The sequence below is a fragment of the Gemmatimonadota bacterium genome, from assembly GCA_026706845.1.
Classification (GTDB): Bacteria; Latescibacterota; UBA2968; order UBA2968; family UBA2968; genus VXRD01.
This window is the reverse complement of the sequence record JAPOXY010000100.1, coordinates 63718-77010: the sequence shown is the minus strand read 5'-3', so window position 1 is coordinate 77010 and position 13293 is coordinate 63718. Positions and strand designations below refer to the sequence as shown.

The 13293-nt window shown below is 50.6% G+C and carries 7 protein-coding genes; 5 read left to right on the top strand and 2 right to left on the bottom strand.

Features of this window, described 5'->3' with window-relative positions:
- Together OXG87_10340 and OXG87_10335 are read right to left on the bottom strand one after the other, a co-directional pair.
- The coding region (locus OXG87_10340; protein ID MCY3869947.1) for an Ig-like domain-containing protein at nucleotides 1-4621 on the bottom strand (4621 nt) is incomplete at its 3' end.
- Nucleotides 4622-5040: 419 nt separating this feature from the next.
- Nucleotides 5041-6672: a gamma-glutamyltransferase gene (locus OXG87_10335; protein ID MCY3869946.1), complete on the bottom strand. Its 1632-nt coding sequence runs from the start codon at nucleotides 6670-6672 to the stop codon at nucleotides 5041-5043.
- A 149-nt stretch (nucleotides 6673-6821) separates the two neighbouring features.
- On the opposite strand from OXG87_10335, the gene OXG87_10330 reads away from it, so the two are divergent.
- The 5 genes from OXG87_10330 to OXG87_10310 all read left to right on the top strand — a co-directional run bounded on the left by OXG87_10330 (nucleotide 6822) and on the right by OXG87_10310 (nucleotide 13246).
- Complete coding sequence (locus OXG87_10330; protein ID MCY3869945.1) at nucleotides 6822-7622, top strand: hypothetical protein; 801 nt, start codon at nucleotides 6822-6824, stop codon at nucleotides 7620-7622.
- 162 nt (nucleotides 7623-7784) lie between these two features.
- A complete protein-coding gene (locus OXG87_10325) occupies nucleotides 7785-9530 on the top strand; it encodes an ABC transporter ATP-binding protein (GenBank protein ID MCY3869944.1) in 1746 nt (581 codons plus the stop codon).
- Nucleotides 9527-11284 carry an ABC transporter ATP-binding protein gene (locus OXG87_10320; protein MCY3869943.1) on the top strand — a complete coding sequence of 586 codons (1758 nt, stop codon included), beginning with the start codon at nucleotides 9527-9529 and terminating at the stop codon, nucleotides 11282-11284. The genes OXG87_10325 and OXG87_10320 overlap by 4 nt, the downstream gene beginning before the upstream one ends.
- A 136-nt stretch (nucleotides 11285-11420) precedes the next feature.
- Nucleotides 11421-12122: an SDR family NAD(P)-dependent oxidoreductase gene (locus OXG87_10315; GenBank protein MCY3869942.1), complete on the top strand. Its 702-nt coding sequence runs from the start codon at nucleotides 11421-11423 to the stop codon at nucleotides 12120-12122.
- A gap of 14 nt (nucleotides 12123-12136) precedes the next feature.
- Nucleotides 12137-13246 carry an S-adenosylmethionine:tRNA ribosyltransferase-isomerase gene (locus OXG87_10310; protein ID MCY3869941.1) on the top strand — a complete coding sequence of 370 codons (1110 nt, stop codon included), beginning with the start codon at nucleotides 12137-12139 and terminating at the stop codon, nucleotides 13244-13246.
- Nucleotides 13247-13293: the final 47 nt, after the last annotated feature.

Below are 13293 nucleotides of genomic sequence, written 5' to 3'. Positions count from 1 at the left end.
AGTTCCCAATATTAGCATCCCATGCAGAAAGACGAGTTAAGGTTGCCATCTCATTCCTGGTAATCAGCGCACCCCTCGCCTTGCCAAGCGCATCCTCAATGACAGCACGTAAATTCGCATCCAGAATAGCAACCTGCATCGTCCCGCCACCGTTACCGCCACTATCACCACCGCTGGGCGTAGATACCTCTTTGCCAAAGCTATCGGTAAAGATCAGAAAATCGGGAATACCTATCACGCCATTACCATCCAGATCGTATTTTGACTCATACCCTGCTTGTCCCACCTGAGTCCCAAACACATCTACAAAAAGCAAAAAGTCGCTAATACCAACCGTCCCATTCCCATCAAAATCAGGCGTTGGCGACCTGGCAAGCAAGACCTCAACACCTCTGTCCTGAAGGGCTGGAATATGCGTGTTGATAGACAACGAACTCAGCCGATTATCCACAAGATTCAACTCGGTCAGATTGGTTGCAAACTCAAGCCCGGTCAGATCGCGGATATTGCTATTGCTCGCATCAAGAGTAGTCAAATTCGCCATATCCGCCGTGGTAATAGGTGCAAAACGCGACTTGCCCAGCGCATCTCGAATCACCGCACGCAGGTTTGCATCGGGGATAGTGACCACAGGTGTGATGACCTCAGGCGTGACATACGCCGACATATCCCACAGAAGAACGCTACCATCAAAAGATCCGGAAGCGAGGGTTATGCCATCAGGGGAAAACGACACAGATTCGACACAACGCGTATGCCCGTCAAGCGTGGCGATATTGTCTCCTGTCGCTACATCCCACAATCTGACCGTGTTATCACAAGACCCTGAAGCGAGGGTTGTGCCATCAGGTGAAAACGACACTGAATAGACCAGTCCTATATGCCTTTCAAGGGTAGTTGTATTTGTTTCCATCGCCACATCCCACAGCCTGACTGTGCCATCAATTGACCCGGAAGCCAGCGTTGTACCATCGGGCGAAAATGACACAGATTTGACCCAGCTTGTATGCCCTTCAAGGATGGCCGTATTTGTTCGTGTCCCAATGTCCCACAACCTGACTGTGCCATCCTCTGATCCTGAAGCGAGCATTGTACCATCGGGCGAAAACGACACAGTCCTGACATCCTCTGTGTGTCCTTCAAGGGTAGCGATATTGTCTCCTGTCGCTACATCCCACAACCTAACTATGTTCTGTCTTGCTCCAGAAGCGAGCATTGTGCCATCGGGGGAATACGCCACAGAATTAACCCACTCAGGCCCTTTAAACGTAGCGATATTGTCTCCTGTCACTACATTCCATAGATTGATCTCATTCCATGACCCCGACGCCAGCGTTGTGCCATCGGGTGAAAATGATACAGAATAGATATCACCCCAATTTCTTTCAAAAGTGGCAATACTTTTTCCTGATGCTACATGCCACAGCAGAACTGCGCCACTCTCTGTGCCCGAAGCAAGGCTTGTGCTATTGGGTGAGAACGTCACAGATAAGACACTGGACATATGTCTGATGGTAGCAACATTTTGTGTCGCTATATCCAACAATTTGATCTCATCCTCTGTCGCCGAAGCGAGCATTGTACCATCGGGCGAAAATGACACTGAAGTGATCCAGCCCGCCCTCTCAAGGGTGGCGATATTGTCTCCTGTCACCACATCCCACAGCTTGACCTCACGCCATGACCCTGAAGCGAGCATTGTACCATCGGGCGAAAACGCCGCAGAGCTTGCACTTCTATTCCTCAGGGTAATGATATTTTTTTTTGTATCTAAGTCCCACAATCTAAGCGTTTTATCCTGAGACGTGGAGAAGAGTTTTTTGCCATCAGGAGAGAATGCTGTATGCGTGCTCCTTTTCGTGTGTCCCTCAAGAGTGGCGATAGTTTCTCCTGTCGCTATATCCCACAGTCTGACCGTACCATCCTCTGATCCTGCAGCGAGGATCACTCTACCAGTTGAAAATGCTATAGAATAATAGTCCGAGGTCCAATTTCCTTCAAAAGTGGTGATATTTTCTCCTGACGCCACTTCCCATAGCTTGACCATACCACCTCCTGACCCGGAAGCCAGCGTTGTACCATCGGGTGAAAATAATACATAATTGACGCCTCTCGTATGTCCCTCAAGGGTGACGCTATTTTCTCTTGATGCCACATCCCATAGCTTGACCGTACCATCCTCTAATCCTGACGCGAGCATCGTCCCATCGGGTGAATACGCTACAGAATGGACTACATCCGTATGCCCGGTCAGTAGTGCGAGTTCACGAGACGTCGCCACATCGTAAAGCCAGATGCCAATGCCACTTGCTACAGCAAAGCGGTGACCATCGGGCGAAAACGCCACTGCCCTGTCACTTCCACTAATGCTTCCTTTACCCAAGCGAGCGATGGCACCATCGGGTAAATGCCACGTCCGATAATCACCTCCCATAATCGGTGTGGTAGGCATTCCAACGCCCACGGCGTTAAAAGTTACAAGCTCAAGCCCAGCGACAGATACCTCAACGGTGTTTGTTCCTGCATCAGAACCGAGTGTAAGAATACTCTCTGCCCTACCGTTGGCATCGGTGGTTACGTTCTCAGCAGTGAACCTCCCACTGAGCCTTCCATCACCTGCTGTGACAGTAAATGTGACCTGAACACCTTGCAAGGGATCACCGTACTGATCTCTCACTTCGACGACAAGGGAATCATCCAATTGTGCGTTGACCAGGCCCTGCTGATTATTAGCTGAAATTTTTACAAGTTTTACAGGGCGAGGCTGTCTGAACTCAGATATATCCCAAAGTCCGACATTATCCCCTGACCCAGAAGCAAGCATCCTTCCATCGGGCGAAAACGACACAGGATAAACTGTCTTAACTGGCCCTAGCAGTGTGGCAATATTGTACTTCGTCACAAGGTCCCATAATTTGATCGCGCTAATTGACCCAGAAGCAAGCATCCTTCCATCGGGCGAAAACGACACAGAAGCGATAGGCCCCCCATGTCCTTCAAGGATACCGATATCGTCTTCCGTTACAACATCCCATAGTCTGACCGTGCCATCATCAGCCCCAGAAGCCAGCGTTGTACCATCGGGTGAAAACGACAGAGATAAGACATCCCATGTGTGTCCTGCGAGAGTAGCGATATTTTCTTTTGTCGTTACATCCCACAGTTTGATCTTGCCGTCCTCGGACCCCGAAGCAAGGAGCGTCCCATCAGGTGAAAATGCTACAGAATTGATCTCATCTGTATGCCCTTCAAAGATGACGATACTTTTTTTCGTCACAACATCCCATAGCCTGATCGTGTTATCTTCTGATCCGGAAGCCAGCATCCTCCCATCAGATGAAAATGCTACAGAATTGATCTCATCTGTATGCCCTTCAAAGGTGGCGATGCTGTTTTGCGTCGCAATGTCCCACAGTCTGACGATGTTATCTTTTGATCCGGAAGCTAACATCGTCCCATCGGATGAGAATGTCACAGAAGTGACATGAGACCTATGCCCTTCGAAAGTAGAGATGGTTTTTCTTGTCTTAATGTCCCACAGTCTGACCGTGTTATCTTCTGATCCGGAAGCTAGCATCCTCCCATCGGGTGAATACGCCACAGAAGTGACCACATTCGTATGCCCTTCAAAGGTGGCGATATATTGTGGGGAAAATTCCCACAGTTCAAACCATCTACTACCACTAACATTCCCATCCGTATCAACGGCCTCGAATACAATCGTATGCTCCAAAGGATTGGAAAGACTCGTAAGACCATCAGATGGAATGATGCCATCATACTCAAATTCAACAACAGGATCTCTTGCACCCGTCAATCCACGACATGCTTTCATCTCAAGGCCTCCACGACCTGGATGTGATTCTCTTGTTGGAACGAATAGAAAAACCTGATGAAGCCCTTCTGAATCGCTGACTTTAAGTTGAACGGAGACGCTCTTTGAACCTACCGGATATCCATTTGGCGAAATAAGTTTGATGCTTGGCGACTGTCCCGCTTCAATCGGAGTATCGGGATTGAAGTAAGGATGCACAGTCAAAAATTCGGCATTGCACGCAGATAGAGAACTTCTTCGGTCACCTCCATACGACATGATGTACGCATTATCTCGAAAATCGTGCCACAATCCAAAGGCATGGCCGAGTTCATGTGCTGCTGTCCGCCATCTAAATCCGCCAGGAAGTAACGCAATACCACTATCTTTTGACCACCGGGCTGCTTCTCCTGCTGAACGCCTATCAATAAGGTCTGCGCTATTGTCAATGACAAGGATGTAAATATTCATAGAGAAATCAAACGTCTGTTTAAGTTCGTCACGCGTAGTACCCCAGTCGTCAAGATAGTGACTATCGGAATGTTGACCATCCACGCGGTGAACTATCGGTTCATCCTGCGCATCGGTCTCAAAGCGGAAAGTCTTGTTCCCATACCCGTGCGCCTGCATCTGCTCGGCAAAGAAGGTCTGAATCTGGCGAATCGCATCTTTCATCTTCTGAACTACTTCCTGGCGAAAGGGACGGTCATTCGGCAAGAAGTAGATCATCCGCACCGTGCGGGGTTCGCCAACATTCAGATTAAGTGCCTGCTTCGTAGCAGCATAGAGGCTATCGCGTACCCACATATCTTCGGCACCAAGAATCCTGCAGAAATGCACATCACTCGATGGCGGGGAAGAAGCCTGGCTCACTGTCGAAAAGAACAGAGATAAACACACCTGAAAGGCGAGAGACAAGGGGCAGCGCAATACCAAAAAGCATGCCCATCGTTTGATCGGCGAAGCAAAATAAAAACCCATTTTTTTATTAAAATTGTACCTATGCATAACATCAGTTATAATGATAAAACGAGGCGTGCCTCCGGGAGGAAATCACCTCGTTTTTGTTTTTTAACGCTATAAGCGCGCGGAAGAATTAATTATTGGCGCAAAAAATTCTATATCTCATTCTTACTCCCCACATACGTTTGAAAAAAATAATGATCCCTCTCTATAAGTCAAGTTTTTAATGTTACGCAGCTATTTGGCTCGCATCGTGAAAACGATCACCCATCCTCCAACCCCGCAGCGTGACGCCCCGCTTGGGGATCACCTGCCGCGTAATACCTGCCCTCTTCCCGATCGACATAAACCATAACAGGCGTGGCAATATTAGATGCTTTCGCCTCGACCTGATGCCCTCGTCTGGCGAGATCGTCCTGCACATCCTGATCTATCGCATCGTTCAGCGTCAACGACCCGGCCTGTTTGAACGTCTGCTCACGGATGGGATTGGGATCAAAAGAATCGTTGTGATGCGCCGTCGCAAAACGGGGTGCAGTAACAGCCTCCTCCGGCATAATCTCAAACTCGACAAAATCCAGCAACAAATTCAAAGTCGTCTGATCCTGCAAATCGCCACCCGCAACACTAATACCCAGAATCGGCTGCCCATCTTTCAACACCAGCGTAGGCGTCAACGTAATCCTCGGACGCTTCCCCGGCTGGATGCAATTCGGATGACCCGCCGTCGTATTCAGACTCCGCAGGCGATTCCCATAAGTAACCCCTGTACTCCCCCCATCAATCGTAGGACGGTGAACATTGGCACTCGGCGTAGCCGCAACAACATTGCCCCAGCGATCCGCCACCACACAAGTCGTCGTCCCCTCTGTACCCGGACGGAACACACCACCTTCCACAACCGGCTGCATCAAATACGGATCGCCTGGACGCGCCTCCAGAGAAGCCGAATGCATATCGATAAGCGGCACGCGCAAATCCGTGTACGCATCGGAAAGCAATCCCCCCAGAGGCACACCCGAAAAATCGGGATCGGCATAATACGCATCGCGGTCCGCCATAGCCAGCTTGATCGCCTCAGTAACAACGTGAATATAATCCGCCGAAAGATGGCCCATAGCCTTGACATCGAACTTCTCCAGCAAGCGCAGTGCCTGACACAAATACGGACCCTGTGTCCACGGCCCGCACTTGCAAACCGTATATCCCCGATAAGAAACCGTAACCGGATCTTCAATCGTCGTAACATGCGTCGCCAGATCTTCCCGACGCAAAAACCCTCCCTTTGCGATATAAAAAGCCTCAAGCTCCTCCGCAATATCATTGCGATACTTATTCCGCCCGTAAAAGCGATCCGCGGCAGCTTGCAACTTCTCCTCCCGACTCCCCGACGTAAGATGCTCCTCCTCAATTAGCTTTCGCAACGTCCTCGCAAGATTGGGATGCCAATCATCCTCCCCCGCATCGAGCAGAGCGAGCACAGGGGCAATAATCTCTTCAAACGACATCGTACCGTATCGCCTGAGCGTCGTAATACACAAATCCACAACCGAAGGCACGGGCGCCATCTTCATATCGCCATCGCCTGGAATACCATTCTCCATATACCAGTCAATCGCCTCCTGAGACCGCGGTGCCCGTCCCTGTCCGCTCAAAGCCTTCACCTCCGAAGTCCCAGCATCATAAATAAGAAGCGGAACCTCCCCGCCAATCGAACACGCACCGTGATCCGTAACATTCAGCGCAAAAATAGTCGCAGCGGCTGCATCGGCCGCATTTCCACCCCTGTCCAAAATCTCAACACCCGCTGCAACAGCACCTGCCCCCCCCGCTGCAACAACACCCGTCTTACTCTCAGCCTTCCATCCAATTTGACCCGCATCTATACCAGACATAACTTTCTCCTTTTCGCCCTTGACGCCACGCAAAACTCTGGCTTTCTTTTCAATAACAACGATTTTGTTGCAGCCTTCAGGAACGCATTATAGCATAATCCCTTGTTAAAGACAAAACAATCTGTATTTCTTTTTTCGGAAAAAAGCTAATGAAATTATCAGAACCTATCACCCATGCCGAACAACTGACACCTGCGCTCTTAACGGATCGATTTGGTCGCAACGGATTCCTGGAATCGGGTTCGGTCACATCCATCGAAAAAACGGACTCATTCGAATCATCGTGTGCGGAATGGGACAGGCTCTCGCTGACATTCAGCGATGACTACATGGGTGATATTCCAAATGCAATTGTGTTAAAGATATATCGAAAGGGATGGTTCGGAGGCGGCGTCATCGAATGGACATTCTACGATGAACTCGCGCCAAAAACGCCGGATGCGTCTGTCTGTCCCGTTTTCGACTGTGGATTCGATCACAATGAGAAAAACTGTCACTATCTCATGCCAGACCTGTCAGTGACACACGAGGATGGTCCAAAGAAGGCTACCTATCAACTCCACAAAGCCGTAATTGAAGAACTACTCAAATATCACATCCGATGGTGGAATGATCCACGTCTGGACGAGTGGCCATTCATGATGCAGGCCGGTGGCCCACTTCGAATGGCTCAGGCAATATCGGAAGAAGACGTACGCGATAGCTGCGCCAGCTTTGAAGAAGCCCTGAAGCCACTGATACAAGAACTGGGAGACGACCTCGATCCTGTGCACATCGAGACAATGGAGCGCGTGATTCGGGGATATCCCAATGTATTCCTGTTCGAATACGATTATCGGCTATCCGTGCTATCGTGTGTCTTCTGCCCGATCTTATGGAAGCGCGCGTTCTCAGTTCGGAATGCAATAAAAGCATATCAGGACTGGGATTGTGGTGCGCTGCTCGGATAGACAAAAACACTTTACTCAATATTGTATATAAATAAATTCCAACCATCTCTCTTCCTTCAACACACCCTTCCCCTACCCTTCTTTGATGAAACACTCCATCCTTGCAAAGTGTCCAAAATCTCGACGACAATATTTTAATCTCACCCAAGACATATCAACACAATGAATCTCTCGCGCAAACCCTCTGTCAGTCTTCTCATTGAGCATTTGAGACCTCAAAAGCGTCGCGTGATGTTGCTAACTGTCTTGTTGTTTGGCGATATTGGCCTGCAATTGATCAGTCCGCAGATCATCAGGCGGTTTATCGACACTGTACAGACAGGTACATTAGAAACATTGATGTATATCGCTGCGTTCTACATCGGCGTAGTACTGGCACAGCAAGCGGTATCTGTATGGAGCACCTATGTAGGTGAAAATGTGAGCTGGATTGCGACCAACCGTTTGCGGGGCAGGCTGGCACATCAATGTCTGCATCTGGACATGAGTTTTCACAACAACCGAACGCCGGGAGAGATGATCGAGCGAGTAGATGGCGACATCAATGCACTGGGCAATTTCTTTTCCCAGTTTGTGATACAAATGCTGGGCAATGCATTGCTGATGGCGGGTGTTCTAATTTTGCTTTTTATGGAAGATTGGCGCGCGGGTATCGGGCCATCAACTTTTGCGGTGATCTCAATGGGCGTGGTGCTGGGACTGCGCAAAATCGCAATTCCCCATATAAAAGCCAATCGCGAAGCCAGTGCCGAAATGTTCGGATTTTTGGAAGAGCGCCTATCTGGCGCCGAGGATATTCGCTCTTGTCGCGCAGTGCCATACACCTTGCGGAAATTTTATGAACTGACGCGAAACTGGTTGCAGAAGGAAATCAAGTCGGGATATATGATCAATATTCTGATAACCTCGTCAGTAATAATCTGGGCCATTGGCAATGCCGTAGCCCTGGGAATAGGCGCTTATCTGTATTGGGAATCTGTATTTTCGCTCGGCGCAGTCTATATGCTATTTCACTATACGAACATGCTAATCCAGCCAATCGAACGAATCATTTATCAATTCGAAGACTTTCAACGCGCTGGCGCCAGTGTTGAGCGGGTAACCGAATTGATGAATATTCAACCCGCATTGACGCCGGGGCGAGGAGACGCATTGCCCGATGGAACATTTCCCGTGGCGTTTCACAATGTGACATTTGGATATGTTGAAAATGACCCCATCCTTCACAATATAGATTTCACATTGCAACCCGGACGTGTGCTCGGCCTATTGGGACGGACGGGAAGTGGCAAGACAACGCTGACGCGCTTGCTCTTCAGGTTATATGATCCCTGGACGGGATCGGTGTGTTTGGGAGATACAAACGTGCGCCACGCAAATCGCTCAGATTTGCGCAATCGCATTGCAATGGTGACGCAGAATGTGCAGCTATTCCAGGCATCAGTAAGAGATAATTTGACATTATTTGACCCCAATATAGACGATGAACACATAAAGCGGGCAGTGGAAAATCTGGGACTGGGCGATTGGTTGCACGCATTGCCCAACGCGCTCGATACAGAACTTACTGCCGAAGGGGGTGGTCTGTCTGCGGGAGAAGCCCAGTTGTTGGCCTTTGCGCGCGTGTTCTTGATGAAAAGGCCCGACCTCGTAATCCTGGATGAAGCGTCTTCGCGCCTGGATCCCGCAACAGAGCATCATCTGGAACACGCGGTCGATCAATTGATTGGCAACCGAACCGCAATTGTAATTGCACATCGGTTGGGAACCGTTCGGCGCGCAAATGATATTATGATTTTAGATGAAGGCCGGATCGTGGAGTACGGTCCCCGAAAGGCATTGGAGCGGGATGAGACATCCCGGTTTTCGAATTTGCTGCGCACGGGCATGGAGGACGTACTGGTATGAGTACTGCACGCGCTGTGTGGCGTTTATTTCGCTTTCGCCCGGGCAACTATCTGCTGCTATGTGTATTTCGCATAATTGTTTTTGGAATCACCCCACAGGTCGTCGCGCTTTTGACCAAAGCGTTCTTCGACGCCCTGACCGGAGAAAGCTCCATAGGTCTTGAACCCTATACACTGTGTGCGCTGATAGTCGTCAACGCCGTAGTGCGATCGGGATTCGTTTTTATTGATATTCCATTGCACTTCAAGACCTTTTTTGCCATGGGCGCACTGCTGCGCAAAAATGTATTGGCGCATCTCCTCACACGCCCTGGGGCAATGATACTTCCCGGTTCCTCGGGCGAGGCAATCAGCCGCTTTCGGGGTGATGTAACTGAAATAACGCAGTTTCTGGCGCGTTTTCCATTCCTGGCGGGAAATTTTCTCTTTGCAATTGTAGCCATCTACGTAATGGTTCACATTGATTCGATGATCACGCTGGTGGTCTTTACACCGCTGGTATTGATCGTATTGATAGTAAATCTGGCACTTAACCGCATCCAGAAATACCGCGAAGCAAGTCGTGAAACCACGGGCAACGTGACCGGGTTTATCGGCGAATTATTTGCTTCGGTGCAGGCGATTAAAGTGGCCAATGCCGAGGGACGCATGCTGGGGCATTTTGACGCGCTCAACGACAAACGGCGGCTCAGTACACTCAAAGACCTGATTTTTAACCGAATGCTCGATTCCGTGATCTTGAACACGGTAAACCTGGGCACGGGCATTATTCTAATCATGGCCGGGCAAGCAATGAAATCGGGCGTATTTGGCGTGGGTGATTTTGCCCTGTTTGTATTTTATCTGTCCTATGTAACGATCATCACACGCGATGTAGGACGAGTAATTGCACACCACAAACAGGCGGGCGTCTCCAGAGAACGGTTGTTGACTTTGCTAAATGATGCACCACCCGAAGACCTGGTAGCGCACAGTCCGGTATATCTCAAGGGCGATTTACCCGATATTCCCGACCTGAAGCGAAGAAATGAAGACCGATTAAACGCACTCGACATCGAAGGCCTCACATTTCGCTATCTCGATACCAACCGCGGAATTGAAGATGTAAGTCTTCACATTGAACGCGGCGCATTTACCGTCATTACGGGTCGCATGGGATCGGGAAAAACAACGCTGCTGCGCACCTTGCTCGGCCTGTTGCCACGCGACAGGGGCGCGATTCGATGGAATGGCGATGCGATCCAAGACCCGGGATCTGTGCTGGTGCCACCGCGCTGTGCGTACACAGCGCAAGTTCCCCGATTATTCAGCGAAACCCTGCGCGATAATATTCTACTGGGATTGTCTGAAGACCGCGGCGATCTGGATGCGGCGATACGAGATGCGATTTTTGAAGCTGACCTGAAGGATTTGGAAAAAGGATTGGACACGCGCGTGGGATCGCGCGGTGTGAAACTTTCCGGCGGACAAATTCAACGCGCAGCAGCAGCTCGAATGTATGTGCGCAAACCCGAACTCTATGTATTTGATGATTTGTCCAGTGCATTGGACGTGGAAACCGAGCGGGCACTCTGGGCGCGTTTGTTTGCACGCGAGGGCACAACCTGTCTGGCTGTGTCGCATCGTCGGGTCGCGCTTCGTCGAGCCGATCACATTGTGGTGCTCAAAGACGGGCGCGTACATGCACAGGGCCAGTTGGACGACCTGCTGGATCACTGCGAAGAAATGCAATATTTGTGGGAAGGAAAAAGATGATAAAACAGACAGGCACTCTCCTGTCCTAAAGAACGGGTATCAAACACGCCCTCTGTGCGATGCAGAGGGTTTTTTTTTATGCTACATTTTGACCACAACAAACAGACAGTCTCTCACCCTTACAGGAGGATTCAAAATGTCCACACAAACAGCTCTCATCACCGGCGCATCTCGCGGTCTGGGCCTGGCTCTCTCGCGTGAACTCGCACAGCAAAACTGGCGACTGATCATCAACGCAAGAGGCGCAGACGCACTCGAACACGCACGCAAAGAACTGGCCAAATGGACCGAAGTCACCGCCATTGCCGGAGACGTAACAGACTCTCAACACCGGAAAGCACTGGCGCACGCAGCAAAAGAACTGGGGGACCTGGACGCCGTAATCAACAACGCGGGCATATTGGGACCGAGTCCCCAACCCGAACTACTCAATTACCCGCTCGACATATTGGCAGACGTCTATCGCGCCAATGTAATCGCGCCCCTGGGTGTGCTCCAGGCACTACAACACACCTTAAAATCAGGTGCCTGCGTAATCAACATCACCAGCGATGCCGCTCGCGAGCCGTATCCCGGCTGGGGCGGATACGGCTCTTCGAAAGCCGCGCTTGAACAACTCTCACACGTACTCGCAGCAGAACGCCCCGACTGGCGCATCTACTGGGTAGATCCCGGCGACATGCGAACGCAAATGCACCGCGAAGCATTTCCCTTTGAAGACATCAGCGACCGCCCCTTGCCAGAAACGAGTGTACCGGGATTCATCAAACTCTTGGAAAATAATTACCCCAGTGGCCGCTACGCAGCACGCGAGTTACTCACCGCCCTCGTCAACTAAAAAGGAGGCATCTCATGACAACAATACCCAACACAGTACTCCCCATCACAATGGTAGATTCCAGACTGGACTCCCTAACATTCGACCTCCCATCCAACCTGGAAGCGGGCGAACCGCCCGAAGCGCGCGGACTCAGCCGGGACCAGGTTCGGTTGATGGTCTCCTGGCAAAGTGATGATGCGATTGAACACATCGCATTTCGCGACTTACCCGACGTGCTCCAGGCGGGCGACGTCGTCGTCATCAACACCAGCGGCACGCGCAAAGCATCGTTGCCCATCATTCGGCCCGATGGAACAGAACTCAGCCTACATCTATCAACGCAACTGCCCGCCGACATGTGGGCAGTTGAAATACGTCAACCCAACGGTATAGCAACACAGCCTTTTTCCCGCGCACAAGCGGGCGAAGTCTTTACATTACCCGGCAGTGGATCGGCACAACTACACGCCCCCTATCGCCCTGAACTGCGGCACGACCCCGACGCCCCTGTTCGCCTGTGGGTAGCAACCCTGAACCTGCCCTATGATCTGGACACCTACCTGGACATATACGGCATGCCCATCCGGTATGGCTATGTGCAAAACGACTGGCCCATCGACTATTACCAAACCGTATATGCAACAGAAGTAGGCAGTGCTGAAATGCCATCAGCTGGCAGAGCATTCACACCCAAAACCATCACAAAACTGGTCGCAAAAGGCATACAAATTGCCCCCCTGATCTTGCACACGGGCGTGGCGAGTCTGGAAGCCGATGAACCGCCTTATGAAGAATACTACCGCGTACCAGCCGAAACAGCGCGGGTAATCAACAACGCGCGAAAAAATGGCGGACGGATCATCGCCGTTGGCACAACAGTCGTGCGCGCGCTCGAAACCGTCGCCGACAAAACCGGACATGTCTCTCAGGGCGAAGGATGGACATCCCTGATAATCTCACCCGACCGCCCCATGCAGATCGTAGATAGCTTACTCACCGGCATGCACGAACCGAGTGCCACACATCTATCCATGCTACAGGCATTGGCGGGATTAGACCACCTGAAACTGACATATGAAGCCGCACTCAACAAACATTATTTGTGGCACGAGTTCGGCGATCTACATTTGATTTTACCCTGAACACGCGGTATATTGAGCCATTACCGATAAGGAGAACCGTCAAAATA